The organism is Pseudoalteromonas sp. bablab_jr011 (assembly GCF_016464045.1).
Taxonomy (GTDB): Bacteria; Pseudomonadota; Gammaproteobacteria; order Enterobacterales; family Alteromonadaceae; genus Pseudoalteromonas; species Pseudoalteromonas lipolytica.
This window is the reverse complement of record NZ_JACDWU010000135.1, coordinates 23,862-43,763: the sequence shown is the minus strand read 5'-3', so window position 1 is coordinate 43,763 and position 19,902 is coordinate 23,862. Positions and strand designations below refer to the sequence as shown.

20 protein-coding genes are annotated in these 19,902 nt (G+C 41.8%); 13 read left to right on the top strand and 7 right to left on the bottom strand.

Annotated features, from left to right (window positions below; all coding sequences use genetic code 11):
- The first annotated feature begins 7 nt into the window (after nt 1–7).
- From JIG41_RS06330 to JIG41_RS06315, 4 genes are all read left to right on the top strand, one after another.
- A complete protein-coding gene (locus JIG41_RS06330) occupies nt 8–1,606 on the top strand; it encodes a glycoside hydrolase family 3 protein (protein WP_199524441.1) in 1,599 nt (532 codons plus the stop codon).
- Nucleotides 1,607–1,715: 109 nt separating this feature from the next.
- The gene (locus tag JIG41_RS06325) at nt 1,716–4,292 is read left to right on the top strand and encodes a TonB-dependent receptor (protein WP_199524440.1); all 2,577 of its coding nucleotides are present in this window, start codon (nt 1,716–1,718) and stop codon (nt 4,290–4,292) included.
- A 236-nt stretch (nt 4,293–4,528) separates the two neighbouring features.
- On the top strand, nt 4,529–5,290 hold the full coding sequence (locus JIG41_RS06320) for a hypothetical protein (protein ID WP_036966755.1): 762 nt from the start codon (nt 4,529–4,531) through the stop codon (nt 5,288–5,290).
- A gap of 49 nt (nt 5,291–5,339) precedes the next feature.
- A complete protein-coding gene (locus JIG41_RS06315; protein WP_036966753.1) occupies nt 5,340–6,254 on the top strand; it encodes a hypothetical protein in 915 nt (304 codons plus the stop codon).
- Between the two features lie 3 nt (nt 6,255–6,257).
- Here the strand turns inward: JIG41_RS06315 and JIG41_RS06310 are convergent, their stop codons facing one another.
- Nucleotides 6,258–7,547 carry a S8 family serine peptidase gene (locus JIG41_RS06310; protein ID WP_199524439.1) on the bottom strand — a complete coding sequence of 430 codons (1,290 nt, stop codon included), beginning with the start codon at nt 7,545–7,547 and terminating at the stop codon, nt 6,258–6,260.
- Between the two features lie 174 nt (nt 7,548–7,721).
- Here JIG41_RS06310 and JIG41_RS06305 point away from each other — a divergent pair, with 174 nt between their 5' ends.
- The 4 genes from JIG41_RS06305 (at nt 7,722) to JIG41_RS06290 (ending at nt 10,612) form a co-directional block, all read left to right on the top strand.
- Nucleotides 7,722–8,213, top strand: a complete 492-nt coding sequence (locus tag JIG41_RS06305; protein ID WP_036966749.1) for an RNA polymerase sigma factor — start codon at nt 7,722–7,724, stop codon at nt 8,211–8,213.
- Nucleotides 8,213–8,908, top strand: a complete 696-nt coding sequence (locus tag JIG41_RS06300) for a hypothetical protein (RefSeq protein WP_036966746.1) — start codon at nt 8,213–8,215, stop codon at nt 8,906–8,908. Before JIG41_RS06305 ends, JIG41_RS06300 begins: the two co-directional genes overlap by 1 nt.
- An 11-nt stretch (nt 8,909–8,919) precedes the next feature.
- A complete protein-coding gene (locus JIG41_RS06295; protein ID WP_180311016.1) occupies nt 8,920–9,396 on the top strand; it encodes a CC0125/CC1285 family lipoprotein in 477 nt (158 codons plus the stop codon).
- A gap of 76 nt (nt 9,397–9,472) precedes the next feature.
- A complete protein-coding gene (locus JIG41_RS06290) occupies nt 9,473–10,612 on the top strand; it encodes a GGDEF domain-containing protein (protein ID WP_051501731.1) in 1,140 nt (379 codons plus the stop codon).
- On the opposite strand, the gene JIG41_RS06285 is transcribed toward JIG41_RS06290, so the two are convergent.
- Together JIG41_RS06285 and JIG41_RS06280 are read right to left on the bottom strand one after the other, a co-directional pair.
- Complete coding sequence (locus JIG41_RS06285) at nt 10,609–11,130, bottom strand: cytochrome b (RefSeq protein ID WP_065978618.1); 522 nt, start codon at nt 11,128–11,130, stop codon at nt 10,609–10,611. The genes JIG41_RS06290 and JIG41_RS06285 overlap by 4 nt on opposite strands.
- An 84-nt stretch (nt 11,131–11,214) precedes the next feature.
- On the bottom strand, nt 11,215–12,030 hold the full coding sequence (locus JIG41_RS06280; RefSeq protein WP_180311017.1) for a LytTR family DNA-binding domain-containing protein: 816 nt from the start codon (nt 12,028–12,030) through the stop codon (nt 11,215–11,217).
- A gap of 218 nt (nt 12,031–12,248) precedes the next feature.
- Here JIG41_RS06280 and JIG41_RS06275 point away from each other — a divergent pair, with 218 nt between their 5' ends.
- Both JIG41_RS06275 and dps read left to right on the top strand, forming a co-directional pair.
- Nucleotides 12,249–12,668: an HPP family protein gene (locus tag JIG41_RS06275; RefSeq protein WP_036966736.1), complete on the top strand. Its 420-nt coding sequence runs from the start codon at nt 12,249–12,251 to the stop codon at nt 12,666–12,668.
- A gap of 247 nt (nt 12,669–12,915) precedes the next feature.
- Nucleotides 12,916–13,434 (top strand): DNA starvation/stationary phase protection protein Dps, encoded by a 519-nt coding sequence (dps, locus tag JIG41_RS06270; protein ID WP_036966733.1) that lies wholly within the window; start codon nt 12,916–12,918, stop codon nt 13,432–13,434.
- Nucleotides 13,435–13,501: 67 nt separating this feature from the next.
- Here dps and corA read toward each other — a convergent pair whose 3' ends face one another.
- Both corA and JIG41_RS06260 read right to left on the bottom strand, forming a co-directional pair.
- Nucleotides 13,502–14,458, bottom strand: coding sequence for a magnesium/cobalt transporter CorA (gene corA / locus JIG41_RS06265; protein WP_065978620.1), 957 nt, complete (start codon nt 14,456–14,458; stop codon nt 13,502–13,504).
- A 303-nt stretch (nt 14,459–14,761) separates the two neighbouring features.
- Nucleotides 14,762–15,148 (bottom strand): hypothetical protein, encoded by a 387-nt coding sequence (locus JIG41_RS06260; RefSeq protein ID WP_051501730.1) that lies wholly within the window; start codon nt 15,146–15,148, stop codon nt 14,762–14,764.
- Nucleotides 15,149–15,543: 395 nt separating this feature from the next.
- Between JIG41_RS06260 and JIG41_RS06255 the strand changes: the two genes are divergently transcribed.
- Nucleotides 15,544–17,814, top strand: coding sequence for a TonB-dependent receptor (locus JIG41_RS06255; protein ID WP_083202732.1), 2,271 nt, complete (start codon nt 15,544–15,546; stop codon nt 17,812–17,814).
- A gap of 66 nt (nt 17,815–17,880) precedes the next feature.
- Here the strand turns inward: JIG41_RS06255 and JIG41_RS06250 are convergent, their stop codons facing one another.
- Nucleotides 17,881–18,111, bottom strand: coding sequence for a hypothetical protein (locus tag JIG41_RS06250; RefSeq protein WP_036966724.1), 231 nt, complete (start codon nt 18,109–18,111; stop codon nt 17,881–17,883).
- Between the two features lie 94 nt (nt 18,112–18,205).
- Nucleotides 18,206–18,454, bottom strand: a complete 249-nt coding sequence (locus tag JIG41_RS06245; RefSeq protein WP_036966721.1) for a hypothetical protein — start codon at nt 18,452–18,454, stop codon at nt 18,206–18,208.
- Nucleotides 18,455–18,613: 159 nt separating this feature from the next.
- On the opposite strand from JIG41_RS06245, the gene JIG41_RS06240 reads away from it, so the two are divergent.
- A complete protein-coding gene (locus tag JIG41_RS06240; RefSeq protein ID WP_036966718.1) occupies nt 18,614–19,060 on the top strand; it encodes a carboxymuconolactone decarboxylase family protein in 447 nt (148 codons plus the stop codon).
- Nucleotides 19,053–19,823, top strand: a complete 771-nt coding sequence (locus tag JIG41_RS06235) for an AraC family transcriptional regulator (protein ID WP_199524438.1) — start codon at nt 19,053–19,055, stop codon at nt 19,821–19,823. The genes JIG41_RS06240 and JIG41_RS06235 overlap by 8 nt, the downstream gene beginning before the upstream one ends.
- Nucleotides 19,824–19,902 lie beyond the last annotated feature (79 nt).

Here is a 19,902-nt window from a genome sequence, read left to right as displayed (position 1 = left end):
TATAATCATGAGCATAGAAAAAAAAGTAGCCCAATTAATCGACACCTTGCCCTTAGCCGAAAAAGTGGGTCAACTGTTCTTACTCGCTTTTGCAGGTAATGATTACGAATACGCAAAAGCATTAGTCAAATACTACCATGTGGGTGGTTTTTATATCACAGATGACAACGCTGCCAATCCTAAAGAGGCAACGAATTTGGCGACTATGCTACAACAGGAAGCCGCTTTAAGAGCATGTGATGTCCCTTTATTACTCGCAGTAGATCAAGAAGGCGCTTGGGGAATACTCACACACCATACCGATTTAGGTCCCGGTAATCTGGCGCTGGGCCAAGCAAATGATCGCGCACTTACCGCAGACATGTACCAAGTTTATGGTGAGCAAATGCAGCAAATTGGTTACAACACCCTGCTTTCGCCTTGTGCTGATGTCAACGCAAACCCTAATAACCCGATTATTGGCTTACGTGCTTTTGGTGAAGAAACGGTTGGAGTTGCCCATCATGTCAGCGCTGCAGTCGAGGGAGCAAATAAGTCGGGAAACCTGTGTTGTGCAAAACATTTTCCTGGTCATGGTGATACACAGAGTGATTCACATCAAACCCTCCCCATTGTAGATAAATCTTTTACCGCACTCATGCAACAAGATTTAGTTCCGTTTAAAGCCGCTATTGAGCAAGGCGTAGGGCTTATTATGACAAGCCACATTTGCTATCCGCAAATAGACCCTAAAAACCCCGCAACTCTATCGAAGATCATATTGCAGGACATTTTACAAAAACAATTGGGTTTTAAAGGGCTAATTATTACCGACAGCATGAATATGTGGTCAATGAGGCATAATTATGAGCCTGCCGAAGCCGCTATTAAAGCGCTTGAAGCAGGTGCTCATATTGTCATGTTAAGTGAGGAGCATTACGAAAACAGCACAACCCCCTACAAAGAAATTCAAGCGGCGACTATTCTAGGGGTTATCGACGCTGTAAAAAATAACGTTCTGGATGAAAAAGTCATTAATGACCGGCTTCAACAGGTACTCGTGTTCAAATATAGGCACTTTGCAGATTCGCCGACACCAACGAACAGTCTGCTTAATAAAGCCTCTGACATTGCAAAACTTGCAGCAGAGAAAGCCATAAAAGTATTAAGAAATGAACAAGGACTTTGGCCACTCAACACTCGCCCATTTACCTTAGCATTTGCTGCAAACCCGCAAGGTTACGAAAAAATAACTAACGACAGAGGCATAGGCCCCAATGATCCTTTATCGGCTCAACATGTCATTGTAAGTACGCTGCAACAACGCAGTACGCCCCACACACTGCTTAGCTATCAGCAACTGTTAGCGGCTCTGAACAGCGACGACTTCGAACTCAACACCCCCCTTGTGCTAGTAACCGAAGATTACCCTTTGCCCGGCGAGTCATTTGATGTTTCTGAGCAACAAAAAATACTCAAAAAGGCAATCGATAAATGGCCCGATCAGCTTATCGTTATTGCCATGCGCTCTTACTACGAACTCGAAAACCACCCGCAGTTAAAAACGTATATTTGCGCCTACTCAAGCAGAGCGATTAGTGCAGAAGTTATAGCAAAGCTGTTATAGAGCGTTCATAAAACAACCAAATTAAACTTGACAATTAGTCAAAATGATTTAATAAATAATTAGTAAATCAATTTTATTAATTATAACGATAACAAAAAAGGATAACCTAATGAAAACAACCGCTGCTTTAAAAACCCATTATTTAACGCTATGCATAATGACAGCGCTATCAAGCGTATCGCTGTCAACTTATGCTCAGCAAAGTGAATCACAGGCACAAGAAAACAAGGAAATGGAGACCATTGAAGTGCGTGGTATTCGTCGCAGCCTGACCGAAGCATTAAACACTAAGCGCTTTGCAGATTCTGTTGTTGATTCTATTTCAGCTGAAGATATTGGCAAATTCCCAGACAAAAATATCGGTGATGCCATGCAACGTATTCCTGGTGTGACTGTCGTACGTACATTTGGCGAAGTAGCGGGTGTAACCGTACGTGGCACAGCACCAGAACAAAGCATGGTATTACTGAATGGCCAAAACGTTGCCAGTGTCGGTTGGTTTGATTTAGGTGGAATGAATCGAAGTTTTAATTTTGAAATGCTGGCAGCAGAACAAATTTCTGGAATGGATTTATACAAATCAGCCGAGGCCGATATCAACGAAGGCGCAATGGGAGGCACAGTTAACCTCAGAACAAGAAAACCACTTAACTTAGAAAGTGGCACCGTTTACGCTTCTGTTGAAAACAGCTATCACGCCAATGCTAAAACATGGTCACCCGCTTACTCAGGCCTTGTAAGTTGGAAAAACGACGATGAAAACTTTGGTGTTTTAGTTGCCTACTCTAATGAAGAGTCAAAAGTATACCGCGAAACGCTATCAAACTTTGGTCCCGCTGGTAACACCACATTTGTCGATACAAATGGTGTAGAGCGCCAATCATATGGTGCAATGTCATCCATTTTATTTGATGAAGACAGAGAGCGAAGCAGCTCACAAATCACGCTACAATACGCACCTAGCGACGCCTTAAGCATGGATTTAAACTACAACTTATTTGAACTTGAAAATAGCCATGTAAACTCAGCACAATTTGCGATTGTCGGCTTTGGGCAAATGCAAGGTGACTCTGTTGTTGTCAATGATCAAGGTATTGTCACAGCTGCAACATCACTTGCGTCGGGTCCTGGGCTTGCTCCCCTTTTCAATAATACCGTATTACGAACACCCAAAATGCAAACCGATGCACTGAATTTTTCGGTTAATTACAATGCAGACACATGGTCAGCAGACTTTGTAGTTGGTCGATCTAATGCCGAAGGCCGTACTTTACAGTCAAGTACGTGGTGGGGTGATATTACCGACACTGCAAACTCAAGCTTTAGTTTTGACGTTGCAGGACCTTTGGAGTTAATTCCAACAAACCCTGATTATATGAGCGATCACAGTAACTTTGCGCTATTTCAAGAGTTCACATTTATTAACTACAAACGCGATAATACGATTGATTACGCCCAAGCTGATTTTACTTTCCAGCTTGAGTCAGGCTTGTTTACATCGATACAAGCAGGCTTGAAAGTGCAAGAGAAAGTTTTTTCATCACAAGGTGATTTCCAAGATTTAGATGTCGCTGCAGCTCAAGCAGATAACTTAACCCTCGCCGATTTCAATGGTGGCTTTGTATCAGGCTTACACAGTGCTGAAGGTCGTGCAGGCAGTTTGTCAGCATTCCCTGTTGCAAGCACCGCAATATGGGATTACGCACACAAAAATAAGCCTTCTGAAATCACCGTAAAAGATGCTTTTTCGATTGAAGAAGATATCACTGCTGCCTACGTGAAAAGTAATTTTTCGGGTGAAGGCTTTAGAGGTAACATCGGCTTACGCTATGTCGACACTGATATTCTCTCAACCGGCAGCATTAATGGCGAGCCAGATAAAATCAACAAAAGTTACAGTAACTACTTACCAAGTTTTAACTTAGCTGTTGATTTATCTGAAGAGATGATTTTTCGTTTCGCCGCAGGTTCTGCAATTTCACGCCCTGATTATGACGATATGAAAGTGGCAGATATCATCTCAGAAAGCTTTCAAACAGCCAATGTCGGCAGCCCCGAGCTTGACCCCTATAAGTCAGACCAATATGACATGGGTATAGAGTGGTATTTCAGCCCATCATCTATTATCGGTGCTACATTCTTTATTAAGAACATTAGCGACTACATTGAGCAAACCACCGTTAAAGAAAATTACCCTGGTTGCGGTCCTGAATGTCTTGTAACACGTTCAAGAAACGTTGGTACAGCCGATGTACGAGGCCTTGAATTACAATACCAACAAGACTTTGATAATGGCTTTGGTATTCAAGCAAACTACACCTACACAGACAGCAGCCGCACAAATTCAGCGGGCGAAGAAGTTCCTATTGAAGAAGTATCACAAAACTCATTTAACCTATCTGGTTACTATGAAAATGAAATTTTCAGTGCACGACTAGCCTATAACTACCGCGATGACTGGGTTCGCCAGTATAACGGAAGTAGTTTAGACAGCATGAACGACCCGTATGATCAATTAGATGCATCGATTGTTTGGCATGCGACTGATTATCTAGATATCACCCTTGAGGCAGCTAACTTATTGAACGAAGCCCTCGTCTTACGCCAACCAAAAGCAGGCAACATTGTGCACAGCGTAGATGAATTTGGCACCCGTTACTTTGTTGGTGCAAGTATACGATTCTAGACACCTAATTATGCATATTTTTGCATAATTGTAAGCAGCCATCGGCTGCTTGCACAACAGGTAAGGCTTACGTTTTTCCTTATCTAGCTCTTTTAGCTAACACAGAGCTCCATGCTCTACCATAAGGCAAGTTGCCCAGCTTGCCTTACTTTCACACCTGCTTATAAAAAAATTGGGAATAAATATCTCGTCTGTTCGTTACCTCTATGTCAATTCGTAAAAAAGAGGACGAGACAATGACTCACTTTAAACAAACTTTAATCGCAATGTGTGTAGTAACTTCAGCAGGTTTAACAACGGCGAGCTACGCAGCAGATGTGCAATTATCGGTATCAACCGACCAACAAGCTTCAAGTAATATGCAAACATCTCTTGCACCGGCTAATGCAAGCCAAACAAGCACGACATCATTGATGCAAAATAGCCAAGTTTCAGGCTCTGCGACAACTCAAAACTCAGCCACAGAAACAAACACGACTACGAGCAACAGTGCACAAACCAGTACTGAAACAAACACAACAAACACGGCTCAAAATGCTGAACAAACGCCTACTGCAACTACCGCAAGCTCACTTAATAGCATTAATGAGTCTGCCAACTCAGTGAGTGTAACAGCGATATCAAACCAAGCAGGTGCAACTATTGATAACAGCGTATCGATGGTTAATGCAATGACCACAAGTAATGCAATTAACCCTACTGCACTGACCTTGCAAAACCAGCTAGATCAGCAAACAAGTTCATTAACTCAAGCGAACATAACCGAGCTCCCACTGCTTGATGTGAACCAAGTATCTGCCATTAGCAACAACCTACAATCAAGCCTGTCAGGGAATGTGCAACAAGCCGCTATCGACTCTGTGCAAAGTAGTGTTGAGCAAACGGTAACTTCTACTGTGAGTAATAGTGTCAGCCAACAAGTTGCTGACCAAGTCACCGCGACCACAACAACAGAAGTGGTTAACAGTATCCAAAATAGCCTTAATTTAGGCCTTTAAAGTCGTGTTGTGCCGGGTTATTACCCGGCGCACTTTTAAGGAGGTCGCTATGCGTACACTAACAACACTTGCTGTAATGAGTGCAATGACGTTAAGCATTCATGCAACCGCAGCCGATGCAACGTTTAATACACATGCTCAGATTGGTTTAACGAGCAACTCAGATTTAGCAATAAAAGAGCTCGATGTCATTTCATCGCAAAGTGACACTGGCACCTTGCTGTCTGCGGGTCTAAGTGCAGAATTTAAAGCAACCGATGCACTCAAGTTCACACCCAGTTATCGTTATGAAAACACCAATTACCATACCTTGGATCAATACGACTTATCGCTCCATCAATACGGGTTAGACACAAATTATAAGCTAACACACACTGACATTGGCTTTCGTTATGATGGTGCAACAGCCCAAGTGGCAAACAAAACATTTTTAACGCTCGACCAAGGAAGTCTTTACATAGGTCACTTTGTCAATAACACCACATATTTAAGAGCAGCATTGAAAGCGGGTGAAAAACAGTTTACCACTCAACCTGCACGTGACGCACAAAGCCTTGGCCTTGACACCAGTCTTTTTTATTTTATAAATCAAGGTAATACCATGTTGCTACTGGGTGCAAGTCTCGACAAAGAAGAAGCAACTGAGCAACAATATGACTTTTCTGGCTGGACTTTAAACACGCGCGTTTCACACACGTTCACCGCTTTCGGCAACACAAATAAAGCGAGCATTGGTTGGCGATATCAAGATAAAGACTATCAAGAGAATCCAAACGATATGCTCACTGAGCCAACCCCATCACGTGATGAAAGCCGCCATATTTTAACCGCGCATTGGCAACTATCGCTGCTTGATTCGTTAAGTTTAATTACCGAGGCTGAGTATGGGGATTATCAATCTCAGTTAGAGGCAAATACATACACACAAAGCATTGCGTCCATTTCTTTGCGTGCTGAATTTTAAGCCTTAATAAGTGATTGAGCCATGCCCAAACACGCTATCTTTTCCGGGTTTTCCTTTATCGACTGCACGCTCAACTAACTTATTATAGATAGAATGGGGTGTGTAATCGGGATTCGCCGCTAAACATGCCGCAGCCGCAGTCACCTGCGGCGCCGCCATTGAAGTTCCTGATTCAACCCCTACACCACCGCCCGAGTTTAGTGTTAATACGTTGACACCTAAGGCTGCAAAATCAATGTAGTCACCTTTATTTGACCAACGGTATATTTGCCCATTTTTATCAACCGCACTCACTGCAATAACATTTTCATACGCCGCGGGATAAAGCGGCAATGCAGCGGGGCCATCATTACCGGCTGCTGCAACAAGAGTCACTTGCTGCGCAATTGTCGCCTTAATTGCTGCCGCTAAAATAGCATTATCTGGCCCAGTAAAACTCAGGTTAATCACTGGAACTTGCGCAGCCACCAGCCAATTTAAGGCATCAACAATAGCAGCCAATGTGGCACCCTGTGACAAGTCTGATTGACGATAAAAAACCGCCGCGCTGTATAACGTTGCTTGGTTTAATAATGGCGATAACTTGGCCGTTTTACCAATCATAACACCGGCGACCGCAGTGCCATGTAAGTCAGGTGATGCCACGGAATTGGGTAGAAATGACCGAGTCTCAATGGTGCTCCCCACAAAACCAGGGTGCGCCAAGTTAAGTGCGCTGTCGATCATGCCTACCCGCACAGGCAAGTCGCAAACGGGCCGGTTTTTATGTGTGTTAACGCCTTGCAAAGGACCTTGCTGCGCTTGATAAATGTGATTACGTCCTAATAAGGCCGCATCATCTATCGACAAAAGACGTTGTAATTGAGCTTTTGAATCAAACTGTTCAGGCACCACAAATCGTAATAAAACCATTCCCAAAGCATCGTATGATTGACGACTGACTATCTGTGCACCAATGTGCTCTAGCTTCGCTCTATACTGCTCATTGGCTAACAAAATCCATTGCCGTTCGACGGCTCTAAAACCCTGCTCTGTTTCGATTTCTATGAATGCTGGTTTTCCTACCGTATTCAAAATGGCCAACCGGCTGGGTAATGCGCTTATATCAGTCGCAAGTTGTTGAATAGAATCAATGCTAGGCAATGCGCGACGTGGAATATCGAGCCTATCTTCAATACGTTCAATGGCTGGGTCTATCTGCTCTATAATAGGGCTGATCGGTTTTATAACCGCGGCATATAAATTACTCGACATGAGCAATAACGTGCCAAGGGCAACATCTTTTATTTTCATGTTACAGTCACTTCTCTTTTGACTAAGGTTAAAGGTATAACGTTTGAAATAAAAATAAATTGCATATTTAGGGAATAAAAACAGTTTCTACTCGTTATGATAGTGCGTGTAGGCTGAATCATTCATGAGTCACTTAATTTATAAGGCCACACGCCCTAACAAATAAGGGAAAACATGACTAATACACTAACCAGTTTATTACCTGCACTTAGGCGTTTTGCATTTTCGCTAACCGGCAACCAAGCTGATGCAGATGACGTTGTGCAAATTACCATCGAAAAGCTATTGGTAAAAGGAATTCCTGACGATATTGAGCCACTAAAGTGGGCGTTTAAAGTATGCCGTAATGTATGGATTGATGAATATCGCTCGCAAAAAGTAAGGTTAAAAGCGGTTCAAAATACCGATTTACAAGAACCCACATGCGATGATGGGCAGGAACACCTGGCGACCTCGCAAACTCTTAAACGCGTCAACCACGCTTTAACTACCCTGCCCGATGAGCAGCGTGCAATCATCTCGTTAGTTGCAGTGCAAGGCATGGCTTATAAAGACGTTGCACACACGCTAGATATTCCTGTTGGAACCGTTATGAGTAAGTTATCGCGAGCTCGAAGTGCCTTGTATCAATTAATAAAGCCTGACTTCACTAAGGAAAACGCCTAATGATTGACGACCAAACTCTCAGTGCCTTTTTAGACAATGAATTATCAGCGCAAGAAATGGAGCGAGTTCGCAGCGCCATAGCGCAAAATGAAGACCTTGCCATACGCCTTGCCGAATTAAGCGAAGTTGATTTACTAGTGAAACAACATGCTGAGCAAATTGATGCAATGCCACTGTCTAAATCGCTAGAAAAAACCCTTGGCAAGCAAACAAACGACACGGTTGTTTCACTGTCGAAGTGGCAAAAAATAAAACAAGCCAGCCGTAAGCAACTCGCTGTCGCAGCAGGTATTGCTGTGCTATTTACTGTGGGCGTTGCCAGTTTAACGCAACAACAGCAATTAAATATTGAACAGCCCATAGCAAATGCATTAGAGCAGCAACTAAGCGGTGACAAAACAAATATAGATAGTGCACGCTCACTTACAGCACAATTAAGTTTTATTAATTCGACGGGGGACTTTTGTCGACAGTACACCCTTTACCAACAACAAACACAGCAGTCTCATATTGCCTGTAAAGAACACGGTACTTGGCAACTTAAAGTCTCTACTGAGCAAAAGCCCTATGATCGACAAACATATAGCCTCGCGAGTAACACGTCAGCGCTCGACACCTTTATCGATAATACAATTAAGGGGCAGCCGCTCGACCGCACTCTAGAACAGCAAGCACGCGAGAATAAGTGGCAATAGGTAAAATAACCATGAAGTTTTTAATCACACTATTAATAACGCTTATTCTCAGTGGCTGCAGCAGCACAGATCAGCATAATGACATTGATAATCATGTTGGACTGACAATTAAGCCGCTCGCAGAAAACCAATATGTGCTTCGCTATAAAAGTAATAGGCTATCAAAGCAAGGCGTGCTTGATGCTAGTTTGCATCACGCCGCCAAACTAACTCTAAAACAAGGTTACGACTGGTTCGTTGTCACCACGCAAGATACACACATATCGCACAACAATACAGCGCTTAACTCGCACAGACAAACTGCAACTTATACAACACGCTGTGGTTTACTTACCTGTTCAAGGCAAGCTTCACCTTACCCTAGTGAGTCGCCACCCCACATTGCAAAGCGTGAAATTACAACACAGTTAATCATTGTTTTGGGAAAGGGGATCAAACCCAGTATTGATGCAATAGATGCTTATTCACATATTCATCACCCTGAATAATAAGGGATATATCTCTTTCTCGCGGGGAAACTTTCTGTGCTACTCTTTACTAATACAGTGCATTTCAGTGTGACTCATGACTGGTAGCATCGAGAACTATTTTTATCACGGGTTCTATATTTTCTTAATGATCACCGTTATTACCTGCTCGGTTATTGCCACAAAATTAATGACCAGTGGGTTTAACAGTCGATCAATCTCACTATTTAACCTGTATTTCTATTTAGGAATGGCGGGCTTTTCGTGGTTATGGATACAGAATATTTTTGAGCTCACACCTGACTTTCGCTCAGGTGTCGCCATGTACGTGCTCTCTATTATGTTGCTTCAGTTAGCTATTTTTAATTACGACGAAAAGTCTCGCTTCAACCTGCAAGTAATAGCCTTTAGTCTCGTATGCGCCGTGTTTATATTTTTTATGAAAACCATAAACCAATTAGCTATCGCGCAGCTAAGTTATACATTTATAACTCTGCCCGTTCTTATTTACGTCAGTTTCAAACGCGCCATACTAAAAAGTAATATAGGCAATGGGGTACTCGCCATTGCCCTGTGTATTTTATTGATCATCGCAATAAGCCAATTAGCCATTGTAGTCTCTGGGAACCTAACTGTTGCGGTGCTTTATTCGCTAACGGTTGTTGGGCATGCCACTGTGTTTGTGATGATAGGACTAGGCCTCATAACAACGTTACTTATCGACGAGAAAAAACGTTACTTAGACCTTTCTTTAAAAGATCCCCTCACCAATTTATACAACCGCCGAGGGTTACAGTTTATACTTGAACAACAGCGTTTATTAACCTCAAAACACAACTCAAAACTGTATGCCAGCGTGGTAGATATAGACTACTTTAAACGTATCAATGATAGTTATGGCCATGAAGGGGGAGATCTCGTACTTGAAGTATTCTCTGAACTGTTAAATCACCATTTAGCCAAACAAGACTTATGTTGCCGTTTGGGCGGAGAGGAATTCCTCATTCTGAGTTTTGAGCCCAGCGAAAATGCTGCTCAACAAAAGCTAGAGACGCTTCGGACTATTGTTGAAACCAGCGAAATTGTTTTTCATGAAAATAACATCACACTCACTGCCAGTTTCGGGCTAACCCGTTGGCAACAAGATGACACATTCGATAACCTAATTAACCGAGCAGATAAAGCGCTCTACTCGGCTAAAAATAAGGGCAGAAACCGGGTTGAAATAAACCTTTAAAGCATGGCTTTTAAAGTCATATCTTTATCAATAAAGTGATGCTTAAGTGCCGCTAAGATATGTAACGACAGCGCGGCTGATAATAAATAACCACACAAAATGTGAACTTGCCATCCTGCCTCACTTAACCAAGCAATAGAGGCAACCGCCTCGCCTGCCTCATTGTAGTTACTAGCAATGAGTTGCCACGAAAACAAGCCAATACCAAAGCCGCCAAACCCACTATAAAATGCGCCAGAAACAAGCATGATAGCTAATAAAGTTAACAGCCCCCAATGATAAACATGCAACCATTTGGTAAGGTGATTTTGCACAGCTGATTGAAACGGATTTCGTATTCGATAGATAATTCTGGCTACCCATAGCATCGCAATCATAACCGCTATCGACTTATGCCAGTGGTATAAGCTGTAATCGGTAACCCAGGTCATGTAGTAACCCATTACAATCACAGTCAAAACCAATAGCGCACTCAACCAGTGCAAGAACTTATGCGTAGTTTGCTTGGTGTTTTTCATTTAATTAATCCTTAAACAATGATTTTTATGTGTTCAAGAATAATGATTAACCTTATGATTTATATAGAACTGTGACGAAATCACCTATTTTGTGATGAATGAATCTTCGACACTGAGCAAATCAGATACACGGGCTTTAAACGACTTACTCACTGGCACACTAAAACCTGCTGCCATCGTCAATTTTCGCTTATTGAGCGCCAGATTAAAATCAGCAATCTGGGCAACATTAACAATATAACTACGGTGTACTTGGCAAAATGTGTCAGACGGTAGTTCAGAATATAGGTGTTTAATGGTATCTCGCTTTAAGTAACGACTCTCAACGGTCTGTATCTCTAAGTAATTACCTGCTGACTTTATAAAAACCACTGACGCTAACGGCAGCTTTTTAGCGACTCCTTTATGGTTCACTTCAATATAATCAGTCTTTTCAAGATGCTCAGAGTGTTCAGGTCGGACCGTCGCAGGTGTTGACTCTGCTTGTACCGTGAAAACATGCCACAGTATTAATACTAGAGTGCTCGCAATGAAGTATTTTGGAAAAAGCTGAGTAACCGAGGCTGCGAGCGCATAACCATAAAAATCAAAATCTATTAAAATACGTAAGCTAATGATCAATGAGATGCTCATCAATAACATCGTAGGATAAAAGTAAATTCTACTTTTAACGCGCGCTTTTAAATTAAAAAATGCAACAACCCCTATGCTAAGCACACATAAGCTTCCCCACTCTTTTAACCAAAATAATTGTGAATCAAAAAATTGGTAATGACCGCCACCAATATAGTGACGCCAAAAAAAGCAATAGGCATTGAATAACAGAAAAAAAGCAAACCACGCACCTGCTGCGCGCTGCCAAGGCTCAGTGAGATGCCGCCATAATTTATTTATTGCCATAACTTTCTCCTTTTAAGCTCTAAGAAAGTAGCAAATATACAGCCGTGTTAAAAAGTACTTTTAGTTATATTTAAAAAGCAATGAAAGTAACAATGGCAGGCTGTCACTGCTGATCTAAAAAATTGCATCAATCAATAAAACTTTGATCTGAACAAAGTGTATTCAGCCCAATTAAAGCTAAACTTATACCTTATTAATTACTTTGTAGGGAATAAACCATGACACACCTCGTCGCCGACTTAATGACTCCAGACCCATTTGCGATTAGTGCGCACAACACCTTGCATGATGCCCACAATTTAATGAAAGAAAAAAACATCCGCCACATTCCCGTTATTAACGAGCACGGTGGCTTAGTAGGCATGCTCACGCAGAAAATAATGATTGCCCAAGTAATGAACATTATGGCCAACTTTAGCGCCAGCGCACTCGAGCGAAAAGAAAAGCAAACCAAAGTAGCCGATATCATGGCAACCGATTTCACCAGTATTTCTGCAAAGCAGCCACTGCATGAGGTGGCTAAATTCTTTGTCGAGAATCGTCATGGTTGTATGCCCGTTGTCGACGAAGACAATAACCTAGTAGGTATTTTAACCTCGTCTGACTTTGTTCGTTTAGCAGCTGCATTGTTATCTTGATATATAAACGAGTAATTATTTCTACCACTGCACACTGAATTTTTTACATTCAGTGTGCAGAGTTTTCATAATAAGCTAAACCCACAAACCTCACGGCACACCTCAAAATAAAAACAAACAAATAAAAACAATAACTTATAAATATCATTAATTTTGGTACAACGCTTGCTCCTCTTTAAATAACTTCGCTTTCTGGTCATTACAGAAAGCATCATGGAACAACTTTTTAAAGAAACTCGGAGGAGTAATGAGTAACACATCATCGAAAGTCGCAGAATTCACAGCACCCGGTGTTAACAACCAATCAGCCGCTGACACGATTGCTATTTTAGACCAACGTATGGTCGCTTTAATCGATTTACACCTCACTTTAAAACACATTCATTGGAATGTAGTCGGCCCTAACTTTATTGGTGTGCACGAAATGCTCGATCCACAAGTAAGTGCCGTACAAGAAATGACCGACACTATCGCAGAGCGTATTGCAACTATGGGTGGCGTGCCCGTTGGCACACCGCAATCGATTGTCGACCGTCGTAATTGGAAAGATTATTCAATTGGCAAAGGGCTCGTAACCGACCACTTGTCAGCCCTTGATAAAGTGTATAACGGGGTGAATAAAGATCACCGCCAAGCCATTGAAAAGTTAGCCGAGCTTGACCCTGTTTCTGAAGATATGATCACAGGTCAATTAGCAGACTTAGAGCAATTTCAGTGGTTTGTTCGTGCGCACATCGAATCGTCAACGGGCGAACTGAAAAGTTAAACCCTCCCTTCTATCCGAAGACCCCTTGCCCAGCATCTGCTGGGCTTTTTTATTCTTTAAAACAACGTTATAACCAGCCTTTGTGTTTAAAAAATAAATAAGGGGCAAAACCCGACAACAACATCACGCCAATCGCGAACGGGTATCCCCATGCCCAGTTAAGCTCAGGCATAGAGTTAAAGTTCATACCGTAAATACTGGCAACCACGGTGGGAGGTAAAAACACCACTGAGGCGATTGAGAAAGTCTTAATTATTTGGTTTTGCTCAATATTAATAAAGCCCTGAGTCGAATCCATTAAAAAGTTCACCTTATCAAACAAAAAGGTGCAGTGAGACATCAAGGTATCGATATCGAGGACAATTTCGCGCAGAGACTCGCGGTCTTCGCTGGGCGCTCCCAAATTACGCAGTAAAAACGAAATGTTTCGTCGCGTATCCATTAAACATAAACGTACTTTACCGTTGTTGTCCTCAAGGCGAGAAATTCGGCTCACTGCTTCCTCAAGATCTGAGTCATCCTCTTCGAGCACATACGCACTGAGTTTTTCGAGTTGATGATGCATATCTTCAAGCATATCTGCATGGTTTTCGACCTTTTGATCAAACAACGTTACTAATAATTGCTTTGGGTTATCGCACGCAACTTGCCCTTTGCGAGCACGTAAACGCAATAAACGAAAATCGGCTAATTCATCATCGCGAATCGTTAGTAAGCAGTTATCTTGCAGTAAACATGCGACCGTCACCGTATTAAAACGCCCTTCGTTAGGCGACATAAACAATGCATGCACATGCAAGCCTTCGTGGTCGATAAAACACCGCGATGATGCTTCAATTTCGTCTACATCATCCGCCGCAGGAAGCGTAATATTTAATGTGCTTGCAAGTGCTTGGCGCTCTTCTTCACTTGGATTAATGGTGTCTATCCAATGCGCATTTTTAATAGCGGTTGCTAAAGGTGTATCGGGGGCTGGCTCAGTTTCGGTGATCACACCTTGGTTAATAGAAAAAAATCGTAACATACGCCCTGCCCTAATTAATCAAATTACTGAAATACTATAGTTGTTCGTCATAATGAACAATGCTCAATTTGTTAAGGCTAAAAAAAAGCCCCAACAAAGGGGCTTTAAACTTTATAATGGCAGTATTGCTATGCACCGAGCTGTTGCATTTGTTCTACTTCATTTTTATTTGCACTGACAAAGTCTTCAATATTATTCAATATTATCGACGCCGTTCACTGTGTTATTTTATAAAAAGCGAATATCCTGATGGTATATTGAGCCAGTAAAAGCTGGCATTAACAAAACTTGTCAGTATAAAGCTTAATAGCTACTTGATTGCATCGCAGGAAGTAAAATAGCTGCCACGATACCCAGTATAAATAGGCCACCAACAATCAGTACTCCCCAAAATGACCATTGTTTTTGCACTCGCTGAAAATGCTCAACACTGTCCCATCGTTTGTTTTGCCACGCCATCTCTCGGCCTTTAAAGCCCAAGTAAATAGACACAATAAAACCAATATAAGGAACTAAAGCTAATAGGCCTATCCACGTACTGTTGCCAATTGCCCAAATCCAGCTTAAAAAGAACGCTCCCCAACTAAACCCCTTTACGCCTTCTGGTAACTCGCCCACCTTACCTTGTCCTGAGTTATTCTCTGTGGGAATTTCAAGGCTTGCTTCAGGTGGTGTGTAATTATCTGTCATATGATTATCCTTATTTTAAGACAACTTATAGTAAAACTAATAGGCACTTTAATTTATAGTAATGACGATATTTTAAGCAAGCAAAAGTCGACTTAAATTAATAGCGACGTGGTGTGTTTTGTACCATTTATCTGATTCTCTGTGCTTTACTTAGAAGCATTGGCGAATCAATCGTGCCTTGAAAAAAGCTCGTAGAAAATATCCATCAACAGTTGCTTAGCAAGGTTTTTCAGCGTCGCAGTGCTCCCTAGTAAGTGGAGCACTCTAACCGCCCCTACTTAAGCCCACTTATACTTAAGCCCCTTAAAAATTAAGTTAATAATGAACGTAATTGTTTGAACCGTATTTAGATACAGAATACAATTGTTATGATGTAACATAACAAAGAGAAAGTAATGAAATTTAAAATCTCCCTTTTATGCTTAGGTATCTCTTCATCTATGCACGCAAATGAAATCGAACACATAGAGATAAAAAGCGACATAAAAGACTATTCCCCCATAAACCAGGTTGCTGTAGGTAAGTCTGTATTGTCTGGTGATCTTTTAGAGCAACAAAAAGCAACAACATTGGGTGATACGCTTTCACAAATACCCAGTGTTAGTGCCAGTTTTTTCGGCTCTTCGGCAAGTCGGCCACAAATTCGTGGGCAAGGAGGCCAACGAGTACTGATCACCAGTAATGGCATGCCTATTCGTGATATGTCAGCGGTGAGCGACGATCAACTCATACCTATTGAGCCTTTTTTTGCAGAATCGATCACGGTACTTAAAGGCGCTCGTGCAACAATTCCTTTTGGTGGTGAAGCCATGGCAGGGATTGTTGATATAAATGATGGCCGTATTCCCTTACAACAAGGTATTGAAAAAGAAGACAAACTTGAAATTCAAACGGGCTACAATGCCCCGTCCTCTGTGCTTGGCACCGCAAGCGGTCAAGAACACGACTTTGCGTATAACGTTAACCTTCTTTATCGCGAGCAGAGTGATTATAAAGTTCCTCATACTAGCAAAGCAGCAGACTGCTCAAATTGGGACTCGTTGGTTTTAAATAGCCAACAGGTAAGCCAATGCCAAGTTTCTTTGGCAAGACCGACATGGGAGCATGATGGCACTCAGTTTGTTGATGTCACCCCTATTGAGCAGCAAATAATTACTCATCAACTCGCTAACTCTAAAAATAAAGTAGTCAATTCAAGTTATTACCAAACAAACTTAACTTTTGGTGGCAGTCAGCGATTTGACGATGAGCAGTTATTTGGCATGTCTGTGAATTACAACTCCGCAAATAGGGCAATACCGGGGTTTGTTCACATAGCCCGTCCAGCAGTGCATTCACACGATGCACAACAGACTGAACAGTCGGGAAATATTCGTATTTACTCATCTCAATATCGTATTGATGCACTTTACCAAAAACATTTTTCAGCTAATCCATACTTAAATGAGTTCAATATAAAAGCGGTGTACTCAAAACAGCTAGACGACGAAAATCTCGACGAGAGCAGCGTGAACACATTCGTTTTAAAAAACTGGCAACTTAGTCCAACGTTAAATTATCAATTTACAGAACAATTCGCTGGTGCATTCGGACTCGTTGTCGATAGGAGTGAAAAACAAGGCAGTGGCAAAAACAATTACCTACCCGACATTAACGCTAAACGCCAAGGTGCATACATACTGCAAGATGCAGCACTTGGGCCTGTTTCGTTGCAAATTGGAGCACGTTACGAAAAAGTCAATTACACGCCAACTATTAACGACCACTATCAGCCCGGACGAGGTCAAGGAGCAGCCATAAAAGATAATGAGTTTGAGCTGTTTAATCATTCATTGTCTGCAAATTGGGATATTTCTTCGTTTTGGTATGTCGATGCAAGTACGACCCATGCCGAGCGCGCCCCCGGTATCAATGAACTGTATGCAAGTAACCCACATTATGCACTGTTAATTGAAGAGCAAGGTAATTCAAGCCTCGAAAAAGAAGTGAATAAAGCGCACGAAATTGGCACAGGTTTTCACTTCGACAACCTAAGCCTGACTGCGAGTTGGTACAAAAATAACTACGATAATTATATTTACCTAGGCAGCACAGGAGTATACAGAGGAGGTGTGTATGTTAAAGAATGGCGTCAAGCAGATACCTTAAATAAAGGCTTCGAAGTTGAGCTCAACTATACACTCAACACGCAAAATTTAGGCGATTTCACCTTTACTGCGTATGCTGACGAAACAAAAAACACACCGGTATATCAATTTGACGGAAGCTATGACCCTTTTACACCAGAGGCTTTTTTTAACCCTGATGAAGCCCAAGAGGCAGAGTATTTTCGCCGTCGACTCGAAGGAGATAGCATTCCTCGCACGCCTGCCGACAGCTATGGCGCAGCAATTCATTGGCAATTTGAAAATATAAAAACCACGATTGATTACCAACACAGCAAAGCGCAAGAGCAGCTTGCAAAGTTTGAACACGCATCACCAAGCTACTACAGTATGGGCATGAACATGCGTTACGCAAATTCACTTTTGGGATTTGATAATGAGCTGTTTATAACTATAGACAACCTAACAAACCAAGAAATACGCCCACATCAAAGCTATTTACGATATTTAGCCCCGCAGCCAGGTCGCAGTATTGCCCTCGGTATACGCACCGCACTATAACAAAAAAGGGCCACGTATTTACACGTGGCCCTTATAAATTCGATTCAGAAACAATCTATTCAGCGATTATAGTCTCACTGTATTTGTGCTATTTCGTTGAATATCACGAATGCCATCTCGGCCTTCTTTTTCCATTGCTGCAATTTGTTCTGGAGTACGACAAACACGCTTAGGTATATTGCTACCCGTTGGCTTTTCCATTTTACAAATTAAACCATCATTACTTGCTTGTTCATCACTTGAACTCGCACAACCGGTCATTAACACGGCTAAAAGAGCAACACTTAAAAACTTCATATACTTCCCTTTTTTTAATTAATTTAGCGCTCGATAAGAACATATTATTATACTACAGGCATAAAAGTACAACATTATAGGTACAAAACCCGTTTTAATGCGGTTTTTTCACGCCATATCGCACCATATCTTTACCATTCTCGTATACGTCATGACTAACATACCGACCCAGTAATAGTTGATGATTATCATCAAGAACAGCGACAAATGGGCGACCATCACTGTTATTTGTAGCCAAGGCGACCCCTGCTACATTTTCAAGGCCTAAGCCACCATTTTCGACAAGACGTAAAAATGTCTCTAATTCATCTAATGTTTCGATTACATCATTATCATTAATCATCTTAAACACTCAGTGATTGCTAATAAAGCTAGCATAACAGGATTAAAAATCGGGTGCGAATGACTGTAGATAAATAACATTCAAACATGTCGTTTTTTTGCAATATTTAAATCTATGCGTTTTCTAAACTGGCCCTAAATTGTTATTTAAGGAACCGTTATGAAACGTGCTAATTATCTTTCTTCATGCCCCGTGCTTATAAAGCACCTTATTAACCAAGAATCATTAATTAAAAATGCTGCCGAAGCGACTTTCGGCTTAACAATATGGGAGCTAATAAAACTGAGGGTATCGCAGCTTAATCAATGTGCTTTTTGTATTGCAATGCATACTAAACAAGCACGCGAGTATGGCGAATTACCTAATCGCATTATTGGTTTAAGTGCTTGGCAAGACATGCCGCTTTATACTGAGCATGAGCGCCTTGCGTTAAAACTGTGCGAAAAATTGACACAAGCACAACCAATTGATGATACTTTCTATCAAACACTGACTGACGCATTTTCAGCGCAAGGGCTTGTTGCATTAACGGTTGCCATTAATGCAATTAATAGCTGGAATCGTATAGTGAAAACATTTAAACCTGATGTCGAGTTTAATGAATAATCATTTAACACTTGAGCTCATGACGCCACAAGGTGACATAGCCGAAATTATTCAAGCTATCTGGTGTGCTTCGGCGCATTCAGAGGGTGACCAATGGCTCGCGTGCGATGGGGCAACTGGGGTTATTTTTCCTGTGGCTGGTGAGCTTTTTCTTGATGATCAGCCAGTCGCCCCACCCTATGCTTTTCAGCAAACATCGACACATGCATCAAAATTGAGTTTTTCAAAAGAGGCACGATTTTGCGGCATACGTTTTAATCCCACAGTACTGCCGCAGCTGCACGCCACAACACATTCGTTAGTTAACGTTGAGTCACTCAATACAATAGCAACAGGCCTTAAAAAAGACCCAAGCCTTAGTGCTTTTGTGGCTCTTTTAAGCGAGTACTTAACCCTACCCAAAGTGATTAATCGCGGAACTGAGCACTCTAAGCACTTAATTCTTAAGCTAATTAATTTAACCCCACTCGAAACCGCCTATCAGCGAGCACCACTCAGTCAAAGACAACTTGAACGACAAGTTAAAAACCAGTGCGGAGTAACACCTAAGTATTTTGAACGCATTTATCGCGTAAAAATGGCCAAACAAGCCATAAAAGATCACCCTTCTATGAGTTTTGCCGATATAGCGCAAGCGTGTGGCTTTACCGATCAGCCGCATTTTATTAAAGAGTTCAAAGCGATTATGCACATTACACCTGCCAAGTACCGAAAGCTGCTTTCAGACTCACAGAGTAAACAAACAAAACTGATCCTAAGATAGTTGCACGCACGCTTTTTTGTCTGAATGTAGGCAATAGCGGCACTGAACGATTTTATTTGCGCTGGGCTTTTATCCATAG